At 63.3% G+C, this 23,737-nt stretch carries 15 protein-coding genes, 1 tRNA gene and 3 rRNA genes; 10 read left to right on the top strand and 9 right to left on the bottom strand.

All coding sequences use genetic code 11. The annotated features are described in order from the left end of the window. Positions 1-13: 13 nt before the first annotated feature. From EP007_RS07220 to EP007_RS07210, 3 genes are all read right to left on the bottom strand, one after another. Positions 14-2,374, bottom strand: coding sequence for a DEAD/DEAH box helicase (locus EP007_RS07220; RefSeq protein WP_128477010.1), 2,361 nt, complete (start codon positions 2,372-2,374; stop codon positions 14-16). Between the two features lie 236 nt (positions 2,375-2,610). Next, a complete protein-coding gene (locus tag EP007_RS07215; RefSeq protein WP_128477009.1) occupies positions 2,611-2,928 on the bottom strand; it encodes a hypothetical protein in 318 nt (105 codons plus the stop codon). A 33-nt stretch (positions 2,929-2,961) separates the two neighbouring features. Next, a complete protein-coding gene (locus tag EP007_RS07210; protein WP_243700462.1) occupies positions 2,962-3,609 on the bottom strand; it encodes an HAD family hydrolase in 648 nt (215 codons plus the stop codon). Positions 3,610-3,794: 185 nt separating this feature from the next. Between EP007_RS07210 and EP007_RS07205 the strand changes: the two genes are divergently transcribed. From EP007_RS07205 to EP007_RS07185, 5 genes are all read left to right on the top strand, one after another. Then, positions 3,795-4,655, top strand: coding sequence for a spondin domain-containing protein (locus EP007_RS07205; RefSeq protein WP_128477008.1), 861 nt, complete (start codon positions 3,795-3,797; stop codon positions 4,653-4,655). A gap of 118 nt (positions 4,656-4,773) precedes the next feature. Continuing rightward, positions 4,774-5,571: an endonuclease NucS domain-containing protein gene (locus EP007_RS07200; RefSeq protein ID WP_128477007.1), complete on the top strand. Its 798-nt coding sequence runs from the start codon at positions 4,774-4,776 to the stop codon at positions 5,569-5,571. Positions 5,572-5,594: 23 nt separating this feature from the next. Beyond that, positions 5,595-6,671, top strand: a complete 1,077-nt coding sequence (endA, locus tag EP007_RS07195; protein ID WP_128477006.1) for a tRNA-intron lyase — start codon at positions 5,595-5,597, stop codon at positions 6,669-6,671. A 119-nt stretch (positions 6,672-6,790) separates the two neighbouring features. Beyond that, the gene (locus EP007_RS07190; RefSeq protein WP_128477005.1) at positions 6,791-8,461 is read left to right on the top strand and encodes a tryptophan--tRNA ligase; all 1,671 of its coding nucleotides are present in this window, start codon (positions 6,791-6,793) and stop codon (positions 8,459-8,461) included. Between the two features lie 51 nt (positions 8,462-8,512). Then, positions 8,513-8,713: a hypothetical protein gene (locus EP007_RS07185; RefSeq protein ID WP_128477004.1), complete on the top strand. Its 201-nt coding sequence runs from the start codon at positions 8,513-8,515 to the stop codon at positions 8,711-8,713. 89 nt (positions 8,714-8,802) lie between these two features. On the opposite strand, the gene EP007_RS07180 is transcribed toward EP007_RS07185, so the two are convergent. Next, positions 8,803-9,618: a hypothetical protein gene (locus EP007_RS07180; RefSeq protein ID WP_128477003.1), complete on the bottom strand. Its 816-nt coding sequence runs from the start codon at positions 9,616-9,618 to the stop codon at positions 8,803-8,805. A gap of 151 nt (positions 9,619-9,769) precedes the next feature. On the opposite strand from EP007_RS07180, the gene EP007_RS07175 reads away from it, so the two are divergent. The 5 genes from EP007_RS07175 to EP007_RS07155 all read left to right on the top strand — a co-directional run bounded on the left by EP007_RS07175 (position 9,770) and on the right by EP007_RS07155 (position 15,089). Beyond that, the gene (locus tag EP007_RS07175; protein ID WP_128477002.1) at positions 9,770-11,299 is read left to right on the top strand and encodes a molybdopterin-dependent oxidoreductase; all 1,530 of its coding nucleotides are present in this window, start codon (positions 9,770-9,772) and stop codon (positions 11,297-11,299) included. 86 nt (positions 11,300-11,385) lie between these two features. Next, positions 11,386-12,366, top strand: a complete 981-nt coding sequence (locus tag EP007_RS07170) for a Gfo/Idh/MocA family protein (RefSeq protein ID WP_128477001.1) — start codon at positions 11,386-11,388, stop codon at positions 12,364-12,366. A 106-nt stretch (positions 12,367-12,472) separates the two neighbouring features. After that, the gene (locus tag EP007_RS07165) at positions 12,473-13,489 is read left to right on the top strand and encodes an ABC transporter ATP-binding protein (protein ID WP_128477000.1); all 1,017 of its coding nucleotides are present in this window, start codon (positions 12,473-12,475) and stop codon (positions 13,487-13,489) included. Beyond that, positions 13,486-14,343: an ABC transporter permease gene (locus EP007_RS07160; protein WP_128476999.1), complete on the top strand. Its 858-nt coding sequence runs from the start codon at positions 13,486-13,488 to the stop codon at positions 14,341-14,343. The genes EP007_RS07165 and EP007_RS07160 overlap by 4 nt, the downstream gene beginning before the upstream one ends. Before the next feature lie 35 nt (positions 14,344-14,378). Beyond that, a complete protein-coding gene (locus EP007_RS07155) occupies positions 14,379-15,089 on the top strand; it encodes a 5-formyltetrahydrofolate cyclo-ligase (protein WP_128476998.1) in 711 nt (236 codons plus the stop codon). Between the two features lie 14 nt (positions 15,090-15,103). On the opposite strand, the gene EP007_RS07150 is transcribed toward EP007_RS07155, so the two are convergent. The 5 genes from EP007_RS07150 to EP007_RS07130 all read right to left on the bottom strand — a co-directional run bounded on the left by EP007_RS07150 (position 15,104) and on the right by EP007_RS07130 (position 23,538). Further along, positions 15,104-18,169, bottom strand: coding sequence for a UvrD-helicase domain-containing protein (locus tag EP007_RS07150; RefSeq protein ID WP_128476997.1), 3,066 nt, complete (start codon positions 18,167-18,169; stop codon positions 15,104-15,106). 90 nt (positions 18,170-18,259) lie between these two features. Beyond that, a tRNA-Cys gene (locus tag EP007_RS07145) sits at positions 18,260-18,335 on the bottom strand. A 119-nt stretch (positions 18,336-18,454) separates the two neighbouring features. Continuing rightward, positions 18,455-18,577 (bottom strand): 5S ribosomal RNA (rrf, locus tag EP007_RS07140). 132 nt (positions 18,578-18,709) lie between these two features. Continuing rightward, positions 18,710-21,628 (bottom strand): 23S ribosomal RNA (locus EP007_RS07135). 438 nt (positions 21,629-22,066) lie between these two features. Next, positions 22,067-23,538, bottom strand: a 16S ribosomal RNA gene (locus tag EP007_RS07130). The 16S, 23S and 5S rRNA genes sit together here with 1 tRNA gene alongside, the layout of an rRNA operon. Between the last annotated feature and the right edge of the window lie 199 nt (positions 23,539-23,737).

The following is a 23,737-nucleotide window of genomic DNA, read 5'->3' as shown; positions in this document are numbered from 1 at the left end:
TCTTCTCCCTCTCTCACTCTACCCGCACGGTCCGCGAGTCGGTGACGGGCAGGAGCGGCAGGTCCGGAAATGAGACTCTCACGACGTACTCCATCTCGTCGTCGGTCCCGCCGAAGACGCCGACCGGAACGGTCGCCGACCCGTCGAGGTAGGTCGTCGTCTCGGTCATCTCGACGCCGTTGACCGTCACGCGAATCCCGACCTGCGTCCCGTCGCCAGCGTTCCGAACCGTCACCTCGCGCATGTCGTTCTCGCCGGTCGGAATCGAGTCGGGGAACGACCCCCACGCGACCGATATCTGCGGGAGGTCCCCGGCGCTTTCGAGGACCGCCTCGGCGACGCCCGCCGAGAGGCCAGCGTCCACGAGTCCGTCCTCACCGGCCTCGCGCACGTCCGCTGGCGTGGCGATGCCTTCTTTGGCCAGTTTGCTCGCACGCCCCGACCCGACGCCATCGAGGGCGGTCAGGCCGACCGCGTCAGAACTGACGCCGTGTTCGATGCGGGCCTCGACGCGGCGCGCGAGGTTGGCGGCGCGCGGCCGGTCGAAGCGTTCGAGGAACGCCCGGAGCGCCGCGAACAGGCGGAGCGCGTTCTGGGTGATGACCCACGCGTCGCTCCGGAGTTCGCCGGGGGTCGTCCCCGTCATCGTCGAGCGCAGGATGGCGAGAATCTTGCGCGCGCCGGAGTCCAACTCGCCCGCGTTCTGCCCTACGAGGACAGAATCGACCGCCTCGCGCTCGGACTGGCGGGCGCTCACGCTGTCGAACTCCGCGGCGTCCGCGACGGTCCGGAGGATATCGTCGGTCCCGACCTCCTCGCGCTCGACGAGGTCGTGGAACTCGCCCGCGGTATCGAGTCGGAGGTAGAACTTCGAGGCGAGTCGTCCCAGCGGCGTCGCCGAGACGCCGAGGTCGTCGCCGATGTCTACGAATCCGCGCCCGTCGAGTCGGTCGAGCGCCTCGCGGACGCGACTCCGGAGGTCCGCCTCCAAGTCGTCGAGTCCGTAGGCGTCGGGGTTGGAGTTGGCCCGGACGTAGTAGAAAGTGGTTTCGAGCCAGTCCATCACGTCGCCGAGGTCCCGGATGGTGCCCATCGCTATCTCGGCGTTGAGGTGAGCGTCGAGGTCCGCGGCGAGTTGGGACTCGATTTCCTTGCCCTCACGGAGTAGTCTCCGGTACTTGTCGGCCTCCGAGTGGTCGCAGACGACCCATCCGTAACCCACGTCGTCGTACTCGGGACGGCCCGCCCGCCCGAGCATCTGGAGGATGTCGAGGGGACTCATATCCACTTCGCCTTCGAGGGGGTCGTGAATCTTCGTGTCCCGCAGGACGACGCATCTGGCGGGGAGGTTGACGCCCCACGCGAGCGTCGAGGTCGAGAACAGAAGCTGAATCTTGCCCTGCTTGAACCACTCCTCTACCTTGTCTTTGTCCCCCTTCGAGAGGCCAGCGTGGTGGAAGGCCACGCCGTCCAGCACCGACTTCCGGAGCGTGTCGTTCTGGAGGTCGTCGGCCTCGTTGTGGAAGTCGTAGTCGCCGCGCGCGCCCATCGGAACGTCGCGCTCGCCGATTTCGTCGCGGGCCTTCTTGGCGGCCTGCACGGTGTCCTGCCGGGAGGAGACGAAAACGAGCGCCTGCCCGTCGTCGCGGATGTGCGGTTCCGCGAGGTCCAGCGCGCGGTAGAGCCGCCGGTACTTGTCCGCGAAGGAGTTGTCGCCGTGAGTGTAGGTCTTCACCCCGGAGTTGAGGTCCACCGGCCGGTAGTCGTCGCCGAACTCAAAGGTCGTCTCAGGCGGCGCGTCGAGCCACTCGGCCACGTCGCCGACGTTGGGCATCGTCGCCGAGAGCGCGACGACGCGCGGGTCGGTGAGTCGCCGGAGCCGAGACACCGTGACTTCGAGGACGCTCCCGCGCTTTTCCGAATCGAGCAGGTGGACCTCGTCGATGACGCAACAGTCCACCTGCCGGATGAAGGCGTAGCGCCGCGAGTCGTGTTTCCGGGTCGCCGAGTCGGTCTTCTCGGGGGTCATCACGAGGATGTCGGCGCGCTCGGCCCGCCGGGGGTTGAGGTCGCGCTCGCCCGTGACGACGTAGACGGAGTAGCCCAACTCCTCGAAGCGCTCCCACTCGCTCTCTTTCTCGTTGGTCAGCGCGCGCATCGGCGCGATGAAGAGGGCAGTGCCCCCGTCTTCGAGGGTCCGACAGATGGCGAGTTCCGCCAGTGCGGTCTTCCCGCTGGCGGTCGGCGCGCTCGCCACCACGTTCTCGTCGGTTTCGAGGAGGGCATCGACCACCTCTCGCTGCATGTCGTTGAACTCCTCGAACGGGAACACCTCGGCGAACTCGGGGTCGGGGACTGCCTCGGCGACTTCCATCGTACGACTCACAGGGACCGGGTTCCAAAGGCGTTTCTCTATTGGAACGAGCGGGATGGTCGAGAACGAATCTTTGGCCCACACCACGAGAACAACAATATAATTTATAATATTTTATAGGTGTGGTTAAAAGTTGTTTTAGAAAAATTTGCTAATTTTTATTAATATTATTAATAATATATCAGATGCCTTAACAAGAATGTTTTTCTTCACGGACAGTAGTGTCGCACCCCATACTAGAAATATGTTTTATATATTTTAAATGTAGTTACAACTATTAATGCAGCGACGGCCCCAACAACTAACGTTTTTACCATAACCGCCGTAATCATGGTGAAGACAAATACCATCGCAATCGGAAAACCGGCCAGAGGACGGCCTTCTGCAAAAGCATAAGCAAAATACGCTATTACACCTGCACCAATGCCAGTGAGGAATACCAGCCAGTCAAAATGCATGTCATTTATATACCAAAAGAACAACGTCACTACGGTCATCAAGAGAAACGCAATAGCGTCTTGCCACCCTTCGGCACGCAGTGAACCCACATTCATACTAAATTTCAGTACAACTTAAAATATAATACTTTACTCATCGCACAAAATTCCCCACAGCTCCTCGGGCGACGCCGCCACGTCGTTGGCCGCCGATAGGTCCAACTCCTCGTCGGACTGGTTGCGGTACCCCACGACCTGCATCCCGGCGCGCTTCGCAGACTCGACCCCGTTCTCCGAATCCTCGACCGCGATACACTCCTCGGACGCGACGCCGACCTGCTCGGCGGCGTACTCGTACACATCGGGTTCGGGCTTGCTCTTGCCGTCGATTTCTTCGGCGCTAATAATTTGGTCGAACTCCTCGCGGAGGTCGAACCGGTCGAGCATCCGGTCTATCCAGTCGTGAGGCGACGACGAGACCAGCGCGACGGTCCGGCCGTCCTCGCGGAGGGCGGCCACGAGGTCGCGGAACCCCGCCTGCAACTCGACCTTCTCGCCGTAGATGTCGCGGGCGGCCGTCTCGTAGCGGGCGACAAACTCGTCTTTGCTCTCGGTCATCTCGTGGCGCGCTTCGAGGTAGTCGTAGATTTCCCGGAAGTTCATCCCGGTCGTCTCGGTGGTGTCGGGCGACCCGTCCACCGCCGCGGGGAGAATTTCCTCGTGCTCGGTCTCGACCCAGTAGCGTTCGGAGTTCACGATGACGCCGTCCATGTCGAACAGCACAGCCGTCGGTTGCACGGGCGAAGCGACGACCGCCGGAAAAATAGTTGCTCCGGTGGTGAGAGCGGAGTATCAATCGAGCGTTTTCCGGCGTGAGCGGTCGTTTCTCGACAGTAATCTTCGTTGCCGAGGCGGAAGGAGGGCCTGCGAACGTGAACGACTGGCGCGGTTTATTCGGACGGTCGCCGACTCTCGGCCGAGACATGACTGACGACTCGACACCGACGACTCGTAAGACTGGGACAACTCGCGGAACGAGCGCGACTCGGCGGACGGTTCTCACAGGCGTCGCGGGTGTGCTGGCGACCGCAGGCGTCGTCGGCGCGCAGGAGACTACGACCGAGGACGGACAGACGACCGCAGGCGAAGAGACCACCGAAGGCGAGCAGACGACGACCGAACGCGTCGAGACCGTGCGGTTTCAGGTCCGCGTCCTGAACGTCTCGGAACCCGACGCGCTGACGCCCGAAGGAGGCGAGTCGGGACCGGTCATCCTCTCGCCCGGCGCGTACACGGTCCACTCGCCGGACGTGCAACTGTTCGCGCCGCGCGAGTCCGCCAGCGCGGGACTGGAGGCGCTCGCCGAGGACGGCGACCCCTCGGGACTCGGCGAGGAGATTGCAGGCGCGAACGGCGTCTTCGCCAGCGGTACGTTCGACGCGCCGGTCGCTGGCGGCGACCCCGGTCCCATCGGTCCGGGCGCGGGCTACGGCTTCGAAGTCGAGGCCGCGCCGGGCGACCGCCTCTCGTTCGCCACGATGTTCGTGCCGTCGAACGACCTGTTCTTCGCGCCGGGACCTTCGGGAATCGAACTCTTCCGGGAGGGCGAACCGGTCGCTGGCGGCGTGACCGCGCAGGTCGGACTCTGGGACGCTGGCACTGAGCAGAACGAGGAACCGGGAAGCGGGCCGAATCAGGCCCCGCGCCAGTCCGGACCGGACACCGGTCCCGAGGAGGACGCGCCGGTTCGACCTATCGGGGAGGTAGACGACGGCTACGAGTACCCGAGCGTCTCCGAGTCGATTCAGGTCCTCGTCGTGCCCGAGGGCGGAACCGCAGGGTAGTCGGACGACCGCGACCGAAGACGGCGAGACCGCGGCCGAGGGCGACGGAGAGACAACCGTCGGAAACGGTGAGACGACGACCGAGAGTTTAAGTCCGAAAACGGGACGAACCCTGCCCGTGACCGAACCCGTCCACGTCTACGCCGGAGACTGCGCGACTTCGTACAGCGCCGACGGCGATTCGCGCCGCCAACGCGGCCGAGTCGTCGTCGTTCACAAGCCCGACGACACCGTTCTCGTCCACGACGCCGAGGGGTACCAACCCGTCGAGTGGCTGACCCGCGCGAACGCGGTCCACCGCGAGACCGACGGCGACGGCGGATTCGCCCTGGTCGCGGTCAAGGACGGCGAGCGCCTGCGGGTCGAGAGCCGTGACGACGCCGACCGCGCGAGTCACGGCGCGACCGCGGCGGGAACCGAGGTGGGCACCTGCCCGGACTGCGACGGGACGCTGGTCCGCGCTCGTGGAGCAGTCATCTGCCTCGACTGCCCGGCCGAGTACGGCCTGCCGCGGGACGCCGCGATGCTCGACTCGACTTGCGACTGCGGACTGCCCCGGATGGCGGTCGAGCGCGGCGCGCGATTCGAAGTTTGCGTGGACCGCGACTGCGAACAACTGGACGAGGCGATCCGCGAGCGCTTCGACCGCGAGTGGTCGTGTCCAGACTGCGAAAGCGACCTGCGGGTCCTGCGCGAACGCACCCTCTTTTTCCGCTGTGAGGGGTACCCCGACTGCGAGACGACGTTCGCACTCCCTGACCGAGAGGTAGTCGGGACCTGCGAGTGTGGACTTCCGCAGGTCCGGCGCGCCGACTCCTCCTGCACGGACGACGCGGCCCGCGCCGACTCGTCGGCGCGGGCGACCGACCCGCGCTGTCTCGACTCCGAGTGCGCCGAGACACCGGAAACCGTTTGACGCCCCGAACCGGAACGACGAGCATGGATGGACGCCTGCGAGACGACGAGGTGGTGGTCGGCGGCGACGCCCGCCAGCGCTACTACGACTCCAGCGGGTACGGTCGCCCCTTGGCGGAGAACCGGATCGCACTCTCGCGCGTCGAAGCGGCCTATCTGCTGTTCAAGGGCGACATCGACGCCGTGGATGGCATGGGCTTTCGGGAGTTTCTCGCCAACGCGGGCGACGAGATAGCGACGCGGTTTCTGGTCTACGCCAATCTGCGCGACCGGGGGTTCTACCTCTCGCCCGCCCGCGAGGGATGGGTCGAGTCACCCCGGTCGAACACCGACTTCGTGGTCTACCCCCGCGGCAAGGGACCGTGGGACGACGCCGTTCTCTACCGCGTCCGCGTCGTCGGCGAGCGCGCGGACGTGCCCGCCGACCAGTTGGGCGACGTGGTGTTGGCGGTCGTGGACGAGGAGAGCGAGATTACCTACCTCGAAACCGACCGGGCGGACCTCCGAGGGAGTTCGGCGACCGACCTCCCCGCGAGCGTGCCCGCGGACCTGCTCGGCGACCGCGTGCTGGTCTGGGACCCGCCGGAGGTGCTTCACCAGCGAGGGTTCTACGGGCAACCGCTGGACGACCGCGACGGAAACGAAAACAGGCCGGGTGTCCTCCAGTTGTCGCTGGTCGAGGCGGCCTATCTCGCCGACGAGGGCGTCCTCTCGCTCGGCGCGGCGCGCGACCAAGAGACAGGCGGCGAGGAGACGCGCGGCGGTGACGGCGAACTCCTGCGAGCGCAGGGCCGCGACGCCGAGGGCGAGCGGTTCGACCGCCGACTCCGGGTGTATCGGGCGCTCCGCGAGCGTGGAATCGTCCCCAAGACCGGGTTCAAGTTCGGGTCGGATTTCCGAACGTACGCCGACGTGGAGTCGGTGGACGACTTGGGCCACTCAGAATGTCTGGTCCGAGTGCTTCCGGCAGACCACGTCTTCTCGCCGCGGGACCTCGCGCTCGACGTGCGACTCGCCCACGGAGTCCGAAAGCGGATGGTGTTCGCGCTGGCGGACGGGAACAGTATCTCGTGGGCGTCGGTCGGGCGCTTGACGCCCTGACCGGCGAGCGGTCGTGACGACGCGCGTGGAAACGGTGGACCGCACTCGGAAACGAACCCTTTTTGCGCCAACAAGTGCCTACAACCGAGTAGATTGGCTCACCGCCAGTCGGTTACGCTATGACCGGTAACGACCCCGCGGACGAGACCGAGGTATCGCCCGACAGACACAGCCACGCGTCGGGCGAGGACTGGCGTGTGGCCGACGGCGACGAGTCGAGCGACGGCGACCGCGTCGCCGAACCCCTTCGCACCGACGGCGGTACGGATGCAGCGGACGGCGGCGAGACGACCCTCGACCCGTGGGGGTCGGCGACCGTCGCCGACTACCGGAAACTCTTCGAGGAGTTCGGTATCGAGGAGTTCGACGAGGTGCTGCCGGAGGTGCCCGACCCTCACTACCTGATGCGCCGGGGCGTCATCTTCGGCCACCGCGACTACCGCCGAGTGGTCGATGCGATGGTGAACGACGACCCCTTCGCGGCGCTCTCGGGGTTCATGCCGACCGGCGACCCACACATCGGGCACAAGTTGGTCTTCGACGAGATAATCTGGCACCAACAGCAGGGCGGGGACGCCTACGCGCTCATCGCCGACCTCGAAGCCCACAGCGCCCGCGGGATGACGTGGGACGAGATAGACGAACACGCCCGCGACTACCTGCTGAGTCTGCTTGCGCTCGGGTTCGACCCCGAGGAGGGAACCCTCTATCGGCAGTCGGGCGACCGCGAGGTGCAGGACTTGGCCTTCGAGTTGGGTTCCCAGACGAACTTCTCGGAGTTGCAGGCCATCTACGACTTCGACGGCGAGACCGACGTGTCGCACATGCAGTCGGTCGTCACGCAGATGGCCGACATCCTTTATCCGCAACTGGACGAACCCAAGCCGACCGTGATTCCGGTCGGCCCGGACCAAGACCCCCACATGCGACTGGTGCGGGACCTCGCGGCCCGGATGGGCTACTTCGGCGTCACGAAAGCCTACGCGAGTTTCGAGGCCGACGAAGACGAACACCAGTATTTACAGCTAGCTTACGAGGGGCGCGCAGAATATGCCGAAAACCCGGACCAACCGCGTTGTGAGGAGGCCGCCGAGTGGTTAGAAGAGGGGCGAGCGAACGTCGGGGGCGGCGACAAGGCACTCAAGACCGTCCTGAGAAAACTCGAAAATGCCGGAATGGAACCGCTCCGGCCCCGCACCCGGTTCCTCGACCGGAACGCGACCGAGGAGGCCTTCGAGGCGCTCATCGACGCCGTCGAAGGGGACAAGCGCGTGTTCGACGAACACATCGACTCGTTCGACCTGTCGCGCGAGGCGGCCGAGCAGTTGGCCCGCGAGGTCGAACTCGACCACGGCGGCTACGGATTCACGGCTCCGTCGTCCATCTACCACCGATTCATGACCGGCCTGACGGGCGGAAAAATGTCCTCGTCAGTTCCGGCAAGTCACATCAGCCTGCTCGACGACCCCGAAGACGGCTACGACAAGGTGAAGGCCGCGACCACGGGCGGCCGGGAAACCGCCGAGAAACAGCGCGAACTCGGCGGGAAGGCCGACGAGTGTCCGGTCTACGAACTGTACGCCTACCTGCTGGCGGGCGACGACGACGAGTTCGCCAAGGAAGTCTACGACGAGTGCGTCGGTGGCGAGCGCCTCTGTGGCGACTGTAAAGAGCAGGCCGCCCAGTTGATGCGTGAGTTCTTGGAAGACCACCAAGAGAAGCGCGAGGAGGTCGAAGACCTGCTGGAGGCGGCCGACATCGAGTTGGACAGTCCGCGCAAGCGCGACTGACCGCAGTCTCTTTCAACAACAGTTAACCCGGCGCGCCCGGACAGACCAACCATGGCTACAGCGAACGCGGATAGACTCGTACCGCTCGGAACCGGTTTCGGCGTCCTGCTGGTCCTCGTCGGACTGGCGACCATCGTCGGCACGCCGTGGGCGCACAAGTCCGGCGGTGCCCTCCTGATGGTCGGCCAGTCGCTCGGTGCGGTCGCCGCAATCGCAATCGGTGTGGGACTGGCGTGGGTCGTGCGACAGTAGCTCTTTTTCGGAGACGACACGCTCGGTGCTGATTGACGAGGTTACTCGGCAAGCGGCGAAACGCGGCGGAAAAGTGAATCGCAGGCAGACTACTTGTTCGGCAGGAAGGCGAGTCCGAACAGCAGGATGACCGTCAGGCCGCTGAGGATGACGATTCCCCAGAGACCGGCCATGCGCTCGTTGAAGGTGTCGATGTCATCGACCTGCGACTGATACGCGTCGGGGTTCGACGCCAGTTGGACCACGCCGTCCTGTCCCTCGGGGAAGTGCGCGAGGAACGTCTGGTTGTTGTCTTCGGGTCCGAGCGTGACGGTAGTGCCCTCGGCGAGCGAGGTCTGAAGCGTTCGCGGAGCGGTCCACTCCAGCGTCGCCTCGTCTACCGTGATGTTGGAGACGGTGGTCTGGTTGCCCTCGAACTGGACGGAGTCGCCCCCGGAGAACTGCCGAGTCTCGGGTTCACCGAACTGCTGGCGCTTGTACTCGGAGACCGGCACGAGCGAGCGGTTGCCGTCGCTGCCGTTGAGGACGACGTACTCCGTTCCGTCTTGGGTGACCGTGGAGGTGTTCTCACTCAGGTTGAACTGCTCGCGGAGGGTGAACTGACCGGGGTCGGTCTCGTTCGGGATGAGGACCCGGTAGGTGGTGTTGTCCAACTGCGTGGTCGTGTTGTTCGCCCACGTCGCGGTGTAGCGCGCCGACTCGTTGACGCGCTCCAGCGTTCCCTCTCCGTCGCCGACCGATGCCACCGTGTACTCCATGCCGTTGGCGGTCAGCGTCTCGTTCTCGGCGTACGTCTCCCCTTGCAGGTCGATGCCCGGTTCCTGCGCGACGCCGATGAGCGAGTAGGCCCCAGCGGCGACTACGAGGAAGAGGACGGCGTACACCGTCGCGGCTCGTCGTTGCATGTTCGAAGCGTTTCGACGCGCGCCGTTTAATGATTGCTTTTTTTGCTTTCGATAGAACGATTCCGGCATATCTATCGTGAAGGTCGTCTCTCCGCTTTGCACGCCGTTCGCCGACCCAACTGCTTTGTCGCCAGACTGCTAACTGTTATCTATGAACATTTCGCGCGCGGAGACTGCGACCGCGATGAGCGCGGGCGTCTGCGGGGTCGCCGGATCGTTCGCCGTCGCGGGGCGGACACCCGAGTTCGTCGTCGCCCCGGTGTCCGCGCTCGTCGTGGACCTCACGCCGGGTGTCGTGACGACAACCGCGATTCGGGAGCTTGGCGACTGGGGTCAACGGCTCGCGTTCGGTGTCGCAGTCGCGCTCGCTGTCGGCCTGCTTGCCGGAGTCGCGCTCGGTGCGATTCGAATCGGGAAGCGCTCGGAGGTGCCGTACACCGCGGTCGTCGCCGGGGGTCTCGCCAGTTGGTTACTCGCAGTCGCGGCGACCGGCGCGCCCGAGCAGTCGCTGGCCGTCGCGGGACCGGTGGCCGCGGCGCTCGCCGTCGGCGAGCGCGGGTGGGCGGTCGGGCGCGACGTGTGGGCGTCTCGGGTCTCGACCTCGCGGCGGAAGGCGATAGCCGCGCTCGGGGCGGTCGCCGGGTTCGCGGGACTATCGGTCTACCGGGGCGCTGGCACCACGGGCGTCGAGTCCGGTCCTATCTCGGACGTGACGAGCGAGGCGACCCAGCGCGAGGCCGACGACCTGCTCGCCCGCGCCGCCGACCAGTCACTCGGCGTTTCCGGCCTGTCAGGGCTGGTGACCCCAACCGAGAGCTTCTACGAGGTGGACGTGAACAACGTGAATCCGAACCCGAGCGACGACAAGTGGGACCTCTCGGTGACGGGCGAGGTCGGCCGGGAGGTGACAGTCGGCTTTGAAGAACTGACCGAGATGACCGTCGAAAACCGAGTCATCACTCTGCGGTGCGTCGGCGAGTCGCTCAACGGGCGGAAGATAGACACCGCGGTGTGGACCGGCGTGCCGGTGAGCGACCTGCTCGACGAAGCAGATAGCGGTGGCTCCGAGAACTGCTGTGTGCTGGTCCGAGCGGTAGACGGGTACTATCAGGAGTTCCCGCTCGGCGCGCTCGAAGACGCCTTCCTCGCGTTCGGGATGAACGGTCGGCGACTCCCGCGCGGCCACGGCTACCCCGTCAGACTGCTCGTGCCGGGCCACTGGGGCGAAATCAACGTCAAGTGGGTCACGGAAATCGAGATACTGGACGAGGAACAGGAGGGCTACTGGGAGAAGCGCGGGTGGCACGGCACTGGCCCGGTGAATACGGTGGCGAAACTCCACGCCGTGAACCGCCTCGACAGTTCGCTCGCTGGCAGTCAAGGCGACTCGCCGGGAGAGCGCGTCGAGGTCGCTGGCCACGCCTATGCGGGCACGCGAGGGATTCGAAAAGTCGAGGTCTCGACCGACGACGGCGAGACGTGGACGGAGACCGAACTCTCGGACCCGCTTCCGGGCGAGGATGTGTGGCGACAGTGGCGCTACGAGTGGACGGCCTCGCCGGGCGAACACGAGGTCGTCGTCCGAGCAATCGACGGCGAAGGGACCGTGCAACCCGAGGAATTCGCTCAGCCCTATCCGAGCGGCGCGACAGGGTGGGTCTCCCGGACCGTCGCGGTGTGAGTTCGGAGAGCGTTCGGGAAGCGACGGGGGGAGACGCACGGGCGCGAGCAGGGTGATTTTTCTGTCGGGACCACGACGTGTCGAGCATGAACTTCGGCGTCGTCAGCACCGCCAACATCGGACGCGCGGCAGTCGTCCCCGCAATTTTGGACACCGACCACGACCTGCTCGCTGTCGCCTCCCGCGAGGAGGACTCGGCCGCGGCGTTCGCCGACGAGTTCGGCATTCCGCGGGCCTACGACTCCTACGACGCCCTGCTCGCGGACGACGAGTTAGACGCGGTGTACAACCCGCTCCCGAACGCGCTCCACGCTGAGTGGACGAAGAAGGCCGCCGACGCGGGCCTGCACGTCCTCTGTGAGAAACCGCTCGCTGTCGATGCGCGGCAGGCCCGCGAAGTCGGGGACTACTGCGCCGAGCGCGGCGTCACCCTGATGGAGGCGTTCATGTACCGCTATCACCCCAGAACCGAGCGCGCCGTGGCGGTCGTCCGCGAGGAGTTGGGCGACGTTCGGTCGGTGAACGCCACCTTCCAGTTCCCGATGGACGACCCCGAGAACGTCCGCCTCGACCCGGACCTCGCGGGTGGAAGCCTGATGGACGTGGGGTGTTACGCGGTCAGCGCGGCGCGTCTCTTCCTCGGAGACCCCGAGCGCGCGTACGCGACGACCCACGACGAGGGCGACTACGGCGTGGACACGAAACTTGCGGGCGTCTTGGAGTACGAGGACGGCCGAACCGCTGAGGTCTCCTGCGGATTCGAGACCGCCGACGCCCAGTATTACCGCGTCGAGGCCGAGGACGGCTGGCTCGAAGCGCGCGAGGCGTTCGTCCCGCGAGGAGACGAGGGCGTCGAAATCGAGTACGAGGTTGACGGCCGTCACGCCGTCGAGACGTTCGAGCCGACCGACCAGTACCGACTGGAAGTCGAACGCTTCGCGGAGTGTGTCGAGTCGGGCGACTCCCCGCGCACCGACGCCGACGAAGCAGTCGAGAACATGGCGGTCATCGACGCGCTGTACGAGAGCGCCGAACGCGGCGAGTCAGTCCCAGTGGAACGTCGCTGACTTGTGGAATCGGTTTCGGACTCCCACGTATATCCTTCTCGCGTTCGTAGTATGTGACGAGTAGTGCGGAGAGTCGGCGACCGACTCTCGGCACCGAGGGAAAACTATGGATACGGACGCAGCCACCGAATCGAGGAACGCGATAGCCGCAGACAACGCTTCACTGACCTACAGCGACGGGACCGAGGCCGTGAAGTCGGTGGACCTCACGGTGCCCGAAGGCGAGTTCTTCGGCTTCCTCGGGCCGAACGGCGCGGGGAAGACGACAACCATCAAGATGCTGGCGACGCTGTTGAAACCGACCGGCGGCGAAATCCGGGTCAACGGGTTCGACGTGCGCGAGCAGGCCCAATCGGTTCGGGAATCCATCGGCTACATGGCCCAAGAGACCAACATCGACCCGGAACTCACCGCGCGCGAGAACGTCCGGTTCGCGTGCGAGGCCTACGGCGTCCCTCGGAGCGAGCGAGGAGAGCGCATCGAGGAGTTGCTCGAACTCGCCGACCTCGCGGACGTGGCCGACAAGCGCGCCGACGACTTCTCGGGCGGAATGAAAAAGCGCCTCGACGCCGCGACCGCGCTGGTCCACCAGCCACCGCTGGTCTTTCTGGACGAACCGACCACCGGACTCGACCCGAAGGCCAGAAACCGACTCTGGAAATATTTCCAGCGTATCAACGAGCAGGGGACGACCATATTTCTGACCACCCAGTACCTCGAAGAGGCCGACCAGCTCTGCGACCGCATCGCGGTTATCCTCGACGGCGAAATCGTCGCCACCGGGTCGCCCGCCGAACTGAAACGCCGGGTCGGCGGCGAACTCCTCGACATCGAAATCGACGGGGGCGAGGCCGCGCGCGAGCGCGCCGCGGAAGTCGCGCGCTCGTCGGGCGTCTTCGACTCGGCCAGCGTCGAAGTGACCGACGACGGCCTGACCGTCACCGCGCGCAACGCCCGGACTAACGGGACGGACCTCCTCGTGGCGCTCCGCGACGAAGGGCTGACCGTCACCGGATTCAACGTGCGCGCGCCGACGCTGGACGACGTGTTCCTCGCCATCACGGGCGAGGAGTTGGAGGAAGCGCCGGACGACTCCGCGGTGGACGCGGAGGTGATGCGATGAGTAGCGAGACCGACGAGGCGACGGGCGGGCCGACCATCGCGCCCGGCGAGACGGGCGGCGGAGAGCGAGGGTTCGGGACCGACGTGTGGGTCAACTTCAAGCGGTGGAACCTGAAGGCGGTTCGCAACCCGTTCGTGCTGACCGCCTCGCTGATTCAACCAATCGTCTTCCTCGTCCTCTTCACGCAGGTCTTCGGGCAGGTCGCCACCGGAGCCATCAGCCGCGGCGGGACGAGTATCACCTACGAGAGCTTTCTCCTCCCGGCCATCGTGATTCAGGTGTCGCTGGTCGCGGCCGCAACATCCGGCATCGGTCTCGTCAACGACATCGAGGAAGGGATGTTCGAGAAAGTGCTGGTGAGTCCGATGAACCGCGCGGCGGTGTTCCTCGGCAAGACCTTGGCGGAGATGCTCCGCATCACGGTCCAGATTCTCATCATTCTCGGGTTGGGCGTCCTCCTCGGCGCGAATGTCGTTACCGGCGTCGCGGGCGCGCTCGCCATCGTCGCCATCGGTATCGTGTTCGCCGGGTGGTTCACCGCGTTCTCGAACGTCGTCGCGTTGGTTACCCGCGACCAAGAGTCAACCATCATCGGCGCGAACATCCTCCAGTTCCCGCTGTTGTTCGTCTCGTCGGCGTTCCTCCCCGTCGAACTCCTCCCCGACTGGATTCAGGTCATCAGCGATTTCAACCCCGTGACCTACGGCGTGGACGCGGCCCGCGCGCTCGTCATCGACGGGTGGGTCTGGGAGACGATTCTGCCGAACGTCGCCGTGCTGGTCGGTCTCGACTTGGTTCTGGGCGCGTTCGCCGTGTACATGCTCAACCGGGCGTCGAGTTCCGAAGTCCAGTAGGTGGTTTTTCGGTCGCCGCGGTCCCTCGTTCTGGCATGTCCAAACAGAACCTCCGCGAGCGAATCTGGGACCACCTCGAAGCCGAAGGCATCGCCCGATTCCCCTTCCCGCCCCACGACCGCATCCCGAACTTCTCCGGGGCGAGCGACGCCGCCGACCGACTCGCCGAGACGGAGGAATGGCGCGAGGCCGACGCCATCAAGGCCAACCCCGACGCGCCCCAACTGCCCGTCCGACGGCGCGCGCTCCGCGAGGGCAAGACCGTCTACATGGCGGTGCCGCGCCTCCGAGACGAGAAGCCGTTCTACGAACTCGACCCCGCGGAGATTCCGCCCGAGGAGTACGACAGCGCGCCGACTATCTCGCACGTCGAATCGTACGCTCGGCAGGTCGCGCCCGAGGACGTTGCAGGCATCGACCTCGTGGTGTCGGGGAGCGTCGCGGTCACCGCGACGGGCGCGCGAGTGGGGAAAGGTGAGGGGTACAGCGACCTCGAATACGCCGTCCTCCGAGAGTTGGGACTCGTAAACGGCGAGACGCCTGTCGCAACCACGGTTCACGACTCGCAGGTCGTGGACGACGAGGTAGCGGTCGAGACCCACGACGTGCCGCTGGACTTCGTGGTGACGCCGACGGAGACGATTCGGACCGAGACCGACTCGGCCAAACCGAGTGGCGTGTTCTGGGACGCACTGTCCGACGAGCGCGTCGAAGAAATTCCGGTGCTGAAAGCGCGACGACCGTAGGTCGGCCGTCGCCGCTACCGGGTCGCCGCGTCGGTTTCCTCACGGTACAGTTCGACCGTGGTCGCGTCCCCCGAGACGACTATCTGGGTGTCGTCGTTGTACTCGTTGACCGTCACGTCCTCGAAGCGGTACCAGACGCCCTCCTCGACCTCCGGCGGGTCGTCGCTCTCCCACGAGACGAACCGGACCGTCCCGGTCTCGTCGCGCAGGACGCCCGCCTGTCGCTGCGTGGAGTGGGTATCCTCGAAGAGCGTGTTCACGGCCGCCGTGAGCGTCGTCCGGCCGCCGACCTCGCCGGGTGCCGCGACCGAGCGGACTTCATCGACGTAGTCGCGTATTTCCTCGGCGAACGGGGAGACGGCGTTCTGCTTCGTGAGAACGTGGAGGTTGCCCTCAGTCCGAGTGATGGCGACGTAGAACAGGCGGCGCTCCTCGGCCAGCGTGTTGGTCGCCACCTCGCGGACCGGCGCGACGAGTTCGTCGTCGCGGTCCTCCGCCGGGAAGCCGAAGACGCCCTCGGCGGCGTGGAGGAGGATGACGTGTTCGGCCTCGCGGCCCTTCGACTGGTGGACGGAGAACGCGGAGACGCCGACCTCCGGGTCGAAGTCGTCGCTGTGCTCGCCAGCGAATCCGCGCGGTCGGTAGTGGTCCTCTTTGCCGTCGTAGGGAATCTCGCGCGTTTCGAGTTCCTTCTTGAGTTCGTCGAGGTAGGGCGCGCCGCCGTCGTAGCGACACAGTACCATCACGTCGCCGGGGTCGCTCCCCGACTCGACGCACTGCTCCACGAGGTCGGCGGCGTACTCGCCGACTCGACGCGCGTACGCACCGTCGGTGAACCCTTCGAGCGTGTGGAGTTTTGGGGTCGTATCCCGGCCGCTCTCGGCTGACACCGTCTTCTCTATCTGGTCGTCGTTGTTCCGGATGAGGTCGTTTCCGGCTTCGAGGACCGTCGCCGGACACCGATAGTTCTCGGTGAGATAGGTCTCGGCCGCCGGGCCGAAGTGTTCCTCGAAGTCGATGAAATACTCGACTTCCGACCCCTGAAAGGAGTAGATGCTCTGCCAGTCGTCGCCGACGCAAAACAGCTTCGCGGCGTCCGGCCCGGTGAGACGGTTGACGAGGCGTATCTGGCTCATCGCAACGTCCTGAAACTCGTCCACGAGGACGTGGTCGTACCGACCTCGGTACTCGTCGGGCGCGTCCTCGATGGCCGCGATGGCGTCGTAGATCATGTCGTTGAAATCCACGAGGTCGTTGCGAGCGAGATAGTCGTCGTACCGCCGGAGGACGATTGCGGCGCACCGTCCGAAGTGGTACTGGCGCGGGCGCTCGGGGTTGAGTCGGTCGGCTATCTCGTCCGGACCCACGTCGAACGTTTTGGCGTTTTCCACGAACTCCTTGAACGACTCCTTGATGTCACGCTCCTTCTCGTGATACTCGAACGTCGAGTCCACGAGGTCTTCGAACGCCATCCGGTCGAGTTCGACGCCGCGACGCGCGAGGCGATGTTTCAACACCGCCCGGAGATGGTCGGGGTCGCGTTGGTGCTCGAAGTCGTACGTGTCTATCAGTTCGTACTCGTCGTTTTTGTCGAACTCCCCACGCGCCCACCGGAGTTTCCCGAGATACTCCTCGGTCGTCCACGAGAACCACGGCGCGACTTCGCCATCCTCGTCGATGCCCCAGTGTTCGATGTAGAGGTCGTACTCGGGGAGATAGAAGTCGGGGCGATACGCCCCCTTGTCCTCGGCGGTATCGGCCCACTCGGCGATGGACTCGTACTGGTAGGCGACGCCGTGAGCGAACAGGAAGTCGGCGACGACCTTCTCGGCGCGCGAGGCGACCGTCTCGCCCGCCAACGTCTCGTAGGTCTGCTCGGCGCGCTCGGCCACGTAGTCGGCCTTCGACTCGAAGTCGGTTCGGTCGAGATACTCGTCCTTGTAGTGGTAGAGAAACTGGACGTAGTGGTGGGCGAACTTGGTTTCGCCGCTCGAAGTCTCCTTTCGAATCACGTCGTCGATGAGGTTGTACACGTCGCCGGACTGCGGCGGCCGGGGGTCGCCGTCGGCGGCCTCGCGCGCGATTCGGTACGCGAACGAGTGGATGGTCCGGACGGTCACGTCGGCGATACCGAACTGCGCTTCGAGTCGGTCCTCCATCTCCTTGGCGGCCTCGGTAGTGTACGTGAGCGCAGCGATTCGGTCGGGCGCGACGCCGCACTCGGTGACGAGGTAGGCGATTCGATACGTCAACGCGAACGTCTTGCCGGTTCCGGCGGCCGCGACGACCTGATTGTACGTGTCGTTGCGTACGACCGCCTCGCACTGGTCGCGGTTGAGGTCGTGGCCAGCGTCGTCGATGTCGGTGAACAAGTCCTCGCAGTCGTCGATTCGACGATTCACGAACTCGTCGTTGTAGCCGTCCAGCAACGACGAGACCGACCCGGAGAACGCCTCAACCCGCTCCAACTGATCGGTGTCTGCGTCCGAAAGCACCGAGAGGTTCACGTCCGACCGTAACGACCGGAGGTCCTCGCGGAGTTCGTTGCGCTGCGCTCGGAGCGTTTCTTCGACCGTAGTAGTCATGTAGCGGTCGTAGTTTACGAACGGTTCGAGAGCCGTCTCCAGCGTCTCGACGGTCCGCGTTACCAACGCGATTCGCTCGTCGTAGCGCCGTTTCGCTGGGATGAACACCTCGTACTCGGACAGCGACTCCTCGGCCCGAGAGACGGCTGTAAGCTCGGACTCGGTAAGGTACTCCTTGTCTACGGCCGAGCGGAAATTGGCGAGTCTCTCGCGTGCGGACCCTATCTGCTTTCCCTTCGCCGGTACGTCTGCCGGAAGCGATTCGCCGTCGGCTACAGCGGGCGAAAGCGCGTCTTCGAGGTCGTCACAGCGGTCGAGCGCCGGTTCGACCTCGTTTTCGTACGCCTCTCGGGCCTCTTCACGTCGCCGCTCGTGTCTCCGCCGTCGCTCCTCGGGGTCGCCGAAGATGCGGTGGGCGAAGACGTTCGGGAGCAGTCGAGCGAGAACACCCTGCCCGTCGTCGTCGAGGTCCTGCTGAATTTCTTCCCACGTCATGTCGTCGGGGTCGTCTCAGTCAGGTGGCGCGGCTAATAAATAATTCCTGCTACGCTCGTCAGTATCGGTGTGAACTCTGCAAAGTAAATAAGCCAAGGGCCGGATTTGAACCGGCGGTAGGCGGCTCTGCAGGCCGCTGCGTTCGGCCGGACTCTGCCACCTTGGCGCTACTTTCTGGTAGTCACTCGTTGCGCTTAAATATAGCGGTCCTCGGCGAGCGTCGTCGCGTTCGAAATACAAAACCCCCCTTCAGGACTACTTCCTGAAGAGGGTGTCAGTATGAATGGCAGGCGGCGAATCGGATTTCCCAGAGGCTCGCGCACTCCAGTACTCCCCGAAACGCAGGCGGGCTTAACTTCCGTGTTCGGGATGGGTACGGGTGTTTACCCCACCGCTCTGGCCGCCTTAACGCCGACTCGCGGAATCGAACCGCGAACAATTGTCCAACGTCGGTAGCTCGATGCAAACGACCGTATGTGTTTTGTGCAATCCAGTTTGCGCCTGGACCCGATGTAATCAATCGGGCGCAGTGCGGTGATGAATGTGTGGCTTGACCAGTTAGTGCTCGCGGACTCAACGCCTCGTTGCCTCGGCGCGTACATCCCAAGTCTATCGAACTCGTCTTCTACGAGCGGTCTCAGATGGTATCTCTTTTCCAGGTGGGTTTCGAGCTTAGATGCGTTCAGCTCTTACCCCGTGATGCGTGGCTGCCCGGCACGCGCCCTTTCGGACGACCGGTACACCAGTGGCATCCAATCGGAGTTCCTCTCGTACTATACGATCGTTCCCGTCAGATACCGTAACACCCCCAATAGATAGCAGCCGACCTGTCTCACGACGGTCTAAACCCAGCTCACGACCTCCTTTAATAGGCGAACAACCTCACCCTTGCCCGCTTCTGCACGGGCAGGATGGAGGGAACCGACATCGAGGTAGCAAGCCACTCGGTCGATATGTGCTCTTGCGAGTGACGACTCTGTTATCCCTAAGGTAGCTTTTCTGTCATCTATCGCCCGCATCAAGCAGGCTGATAGGTTCGCTAGACCACGCTTTCGCGTCAGCGTCCCGCGTTGTGAAGGACACTGTCAGACTTCCTTTTGCTCTTGCGCTCTGTTCCGCGTTTCCGACGCGGATGAGGAAATCTTGGGGCACGCTCGATATCTTTTCGAGCGTGTACCGCCCCAGTCAAACTGCCCGGCTACCGGTGTCTTCCTCCCGGAGTGAGGGTCACAGTCACTGACGGGTAGTATTTCAATGCTGGCTAGGTGGTCCGCTAGCGCGGATACCTCTGTAACGCCTCCTACCTATGCTGCACATCAGCGACCGTGTCCCAGCGACAGCCTGCAGTAAAGCTCTATAGGGTCTTCGCTTCCCCTTGGGGGTCTCCAGACTCCGCACTGGAACGTACAGTTCACCGGGCCCAACGTTGGGACAGTGACGCTCTCGTTGATCCATTCATGCAAGCCGCTACTGAAGCGGCAAGGTACTACGCTACCTTAAGAGGGTCATAGTTACCCCCGCCGTTAACAGGTCCTTCGCCCCGTTGTACCGGGTGTTCAGATACCTGCACTGGGCAGGATTCAGTGACCGTACGAGTCCTTGCGGATTTGCGGTCACCTATGTTGTTACTAGACAGTCGGAGCGTCCGAGTCACTGCGACCTGCTCCTATCCGGAGCAGGCATCCCTTATCGCGAACTTACGGGACTAACTTGCCGAATTCCCTAACGTCGGTTGCTCCCGACAGACCTTGGCTTTCGCTGCCAGAGCACCTGTGTCGGATCTCGGTACGGACGCTATACTCCCTTTTCACGGGCCCTAGGTAACATCAACTTACGCTGTCTCCAGCTTCGTTCGCTTCGTGCCATTACGGCTTCCACGAAGTTCCTGGATTCGACCGGGCGAAAACCCGGCTTGATGGTTCCCAAGGCGTCGGTTTTGTTGTATAGCGGCACAGGACTATTAACCTGTTTCCCTGTTGTCTCATTCGAGTTGCGGTGAGACTTAGGACCGGCTAACCCTCGGCTGTTCAGCATTGCCGAGGAACCCTTGCTCGTCAGGTCGTCGGGGTTCTAACCCGACTAACGCTGCTACTATGACCAAGATTTTCGTTTCCGGTCGGTCCACGCGAACTCTCGCCCGCGCTTCCATCCGAACGGAATGCCAACCTACTCAGTTACGGTGTTATCCGTATGGCCAGGTCTCGGTGGTAGACTTGAGTCCCGATCATTTTGGGCGCCTCAAACCTCGGCCGGTAAGCTGTTACGCTTTTCTTAGAGGGTAGCTGCTTCTAAGCTCACCTCCCGGCTGTTTAGGGCTTGAGACCACCTTCAAATTACACTTAGTCTACACTTTGGGACCTTAACCCAGCTCTGGGTTGTTCCCCTCCTGGTGCACAGGCTTACCCCGCACACCGGAGTCCCTGCGTCGACGGCGTTCGTAAGTTTGGAGTTTGACAAGGGGACCAACTCCTCTCGGAGTTGGTTCCCCTAATCGGTCGCTCTACCTCACGAACTACCTCGACAGAGGTCATGCTTCGACATGTTTCGGTTGGAACCAGCTGTTGCCAGATTCGATGGGCCTTTCACCCCTACACGTAGGTCACGGGAGGGTATTGTAGGACACCATCCCTAACAGGCCTCCACGTGCCTTTCGGCACGCTTCACCTTGCCCACGCGTAGATCATCTGGTTTCGGGTCGTGTCCGCTTGACTCCCCGCCCTTGAAGACGGCGGCCCTCGCACAAAGTGCTGCGGCCATGTTGGTTTCCCTGTGCCTACCCGGATGAACCGGTTAGGCTCGCCAATCAGACACACTCCTTGGTTCGTTTTTCAAAACGTACGATGAGACACCGGCTCCCTGCAAGTCCTACTGCGAGTTTGCACTCGTCTCGTTTATTGCAGGGCCTTTCGAGCCTCATCGCTCGATCGCCAACTGATTTCAGGCTCTATTGCACCTCCCTTTGTGGGGTGCTTTTCAGTGTTCGCTCACGCTACTTGTTCGCTATCGGTCTCGAGTCGTGTTTAGTCTTCGCGGTCGATGCCCGCGATATTCACAAGGAATTTCCAATCCCTGTTACTCTGGAGCTGACGCACACCGTACTAGAACAGAATACGGGGCTTTCACCCTGTATCGCGCTCCGTTCCAGAAGACTTCTTCTGTTCGGTCGGGTGCTGCAAGTCAGTCCGAAACACCACATTGCCCGTGAGGGCTTCGGTTTGGACTGTGTCGGGTTCACTCGCAGTTACTAACGACATCTCTTGCGATTTCTTTTCCTGCCGGTACTAAGATGTTTCAATTTCCGGCGTTCCCTATTGCGCAAGGCAATTGCTAGGGGATTCCCATTCGGAGATCCTGAGTTCTTCGCCTCCGTGCGGCTCCCTCAGGCTTATCGCAGCTTGGCACGTCCGTCATCGGCGCTCGAGCCGAGCCATCCACCAGCTGGCACAGTAGCCACGCTGTTGGTAAACATCGCACTGTGACCCGGATTGACTGCATCGGATCCAGTGGACGCCTGGATTGCACGTACATACGGTCGTCATCGTCACGTCCTACAGGTGGTGTAGGAGCGTGCATCGAACCCTTCCTACACGCGCTCTCACGGTGTAGTGCATCGGTTGTCTCGGACTTGAACGTTCTCTCGTCTCCCACTTAAGGGACACGGTTCACGTCAAGCCCAATCAGAAATCCATCAGGAATCGAACCTGAGACTACCTCCCGAAGGAAGGTGCTCTGCCACTGAGCTATGGATTTGTCCCCGCTCGGGGACGATTGTGTAGCTCTGGTAGTTCTAAGGTGCTCGGTCGGTATAGCGAACGAGTCGTCGAGGAACCCTCGCGTGTCCGTCACAATGACGGACGAGTCTGTGGGCCATCCCCGTCGGGGATGGTCCCGTGCGTTAGGAGGTGATCCAGCCGCAGATTCCCCTACGGCTACCTTGTTACGACTTAAGCCCCCTTGCGAAGCCCAGATTCGACCCGGGAACCGGGCCTCATCCGGACCTCACTCGGGTGCTTTGACGGGCGGTGTGTGCAAGGAGCAGGGACGTATTCACCGCGCTCTTCTGAAGCGCGATTACTACCGAATCCAGCTTCATGAGGGCGAGTTTCAGCCCTCAATCCGAACTACGACCAAGTTTCAGAGATTACCGCCCTCTCTCGAGGTTGGAACCCGTTGTCTTGGCCATTGTAGCCCGCGTGTAGCCCAGCTCATTCGGGGCATGCTGACCTACCGTTGCCCGTTCCTTCCTCCACGTTAGCCGTGGCGGTCTCCCTAATGTACCCAGCCACCACAAGGGTGCTGCTGGCAATTAGAGATGCGGGTCTCGCTCGTTGCCTGACTTAACAGGATGCCTCACGGTACGAGCTGACGGCGGCCATGCACCTCCTCTCTGCAGCCTCAGGTAAGCTCATCACACTGACCTTCATTACTGCAGTCGGAGCTGGTGAGATGTCCGGCGTTGAGTCCAATTAAACCGCAGGCTCCTCCGGTTGTAGTGCTCCCCCGCCAATTCCTTTAAGTTTCATCCTTGCGGACGTACTTCCCAGGCGGCTCGCTTCTCGTCTTCACTACAGCACAGCGCACACTCGTAGTGTGCGTCATACTTAGCGAGCATCGTTTACAGCTAGGACTACCCGGGTATCTAATCCGGTTCGTGACCCTAGCTTTCGTCCCTCACCGTCGGGTCCGTCTTCCTGAGGCGCTTTCGCCACCGGTGGTCCGTCCAGGATTACAGGATTTCACTCCTACCCCGGACGTACCCCTCAGGTCTTCCGGCCCCAAGCCAGCTGGTTTCCGCCGGACGCCCACACGTTGAGCGCGTGGATTTCCCGACGGACCTGTCTGGCTGGCTACGGACGCTTTAGGCCCAATAACAGCGGCCATCACTTGGACTGCCGGTATTACCGCGGCGGCTGGCACCGGTCTTGCCCAGTCCTTATTCTTGCACCACCTTACGGTGCAGAAAAGCGAGGACTATATGCCCTCGCACTCGGAGTCCCCTTATCGCACTGTCGTGCAGTGTAAAGTTTTCGCGCCTGCTGCGCCCCGTAGGGCCCGGAATCTTGTCTCAGATTCCGTCTCCGGGCTCTTGCTCTCACAACCCGTACCGATTATCGGCACGGTGGGCCGTTACCCCACCGTCTACCTAATCGGCCGCAGCCGCATCCTATAGCGCTAACGCATTTCTGGCTCTCGACACTCCAGTCTGAGAGTCGTATCCAGCATTAGCCTCAGTTTCCCGAGGTTATACTGGTCTATAGGGTAGGTTGGCCACGTGTTACTGAGCTATCTGCCACGAGTATGAACTCGTGCGACTAGCATGGCTAAATCGGACTCCGATAGCAATGGCCTCCGGCAGGATCAACCGGAATGGTTGCCGAGCACTAGTGGCTCGGTGGGTTTCTGGCGGAGACACATATATCGTGTCTATCTTCTATGGTCCGTTAGTTCGACGACGCCGGTCGTAACCGACCGAGTGTCACCGAACTACCAGAGCTAACATCAGATTCCATCGTGTACGGCGGACCGCAGGGGTGGAATCCTCATCTTCTTCGGACCCGAACGTTGGTG

It is taken from the genome of Halorussus pelagicus, from assembly GCF_004087835.1.
GTDB lineage: Archaea > Halobacteriota > Halobacteria > Halobacteriales > Haladaptataceae > Halorussus > Halorussus pelagicus.
The sequence above is the reverse complement of the archived record's forward strand: the minus strand, read 5'-3'. Positions and strand labels throughout refer to the sequence as shown.

Coding starts and splice junctions, on each gene's coding strand:
- EP007_RS07220 (WP_128477010.1), bottom strand. CDS start 2,374: ATGGAAGTCGCCGAGGCAGTCCCCGACCCCGAGTTCGCCGAGGTGTTC.
- EP007_RS07215 (WP_128477009.1), bottom strand. CDS start 2,928: ATGAATGTGGGTTCACTGCGTGCCGAAGGGTGGCAAGACGCTATTGCG.
- EP007_RS07205 (WP_128477008.1), top strand. CDS start 3,795: ATGACTGACGACTCGACACCGACGACTCGTAAGACTGGGACAACTCGC.
- endA (WP_128477006.1), top strand. CDS start 5,595: ATGGATGGACGCCTGCGAGACGACGAGGTGGTGGTCGGCGGCGACGCC.
- EP007_RS07190 (WP_128477005.1), top strand. CDS start 6,791: ATGACCGGTAACGACCCCGCGGACGAGACCGAGGTATCGCCCGACAGA.
- EP007_RS07185 (WP_128477004.1), top strand. CDS start 8,513: ATGGCTACAGCGAACGCGGATAGACTCGTACCGCTCGGAACCGGTTTC.
- EP007_RS07180 (WP_128477003.1), bottom strand. CDS start 9,618: ATGCAACGACGAGCCGCGACGGTGTACGCCGTCCTCTTCCTCGTAGTC.
- EP007_RS07175 (WP_128477002.1), top strand. CDS start 9,770: ATGAACATTTCGCGCGCGGAGACTGCGACCGCGATGAGCGCGGGCGTC.
- EP007_RS07170 (WP_128477001.1), top strand. CDS start 11,386: ATGAACTTCGGCGTCGTCAGCACCGCCAACATCGGACGCGCGGCAGTC.
- EP007_RS07165 (WP_128477000.1), top strand. CDS start 12,473: ATGGATACGGACGCAGCCACCGAATCGAGGAACGCGATAGCCGCAGAC.
- EP007_RS07160 (WP_128476999.1), top strand. CDS start 13,486: ATGAGTAGCGAGACCGACGAGGCGACGGGCGGGCCGACCATCGCGCCC.
- EP007_RS07155 (WP_128476998.1), top strand. CDS start 14,379: ATGTCCAAACAGAACCTCCGCGAGCGAATCTGGGACCACCTCGAAGCC.
- EP007_RS07150 (WP_128476997.1), bottom strand. CDS start 18,169: ATGACGTGGGAAGAAATTCAGCAGGACCTCGACGACGACGGGCAGGGT.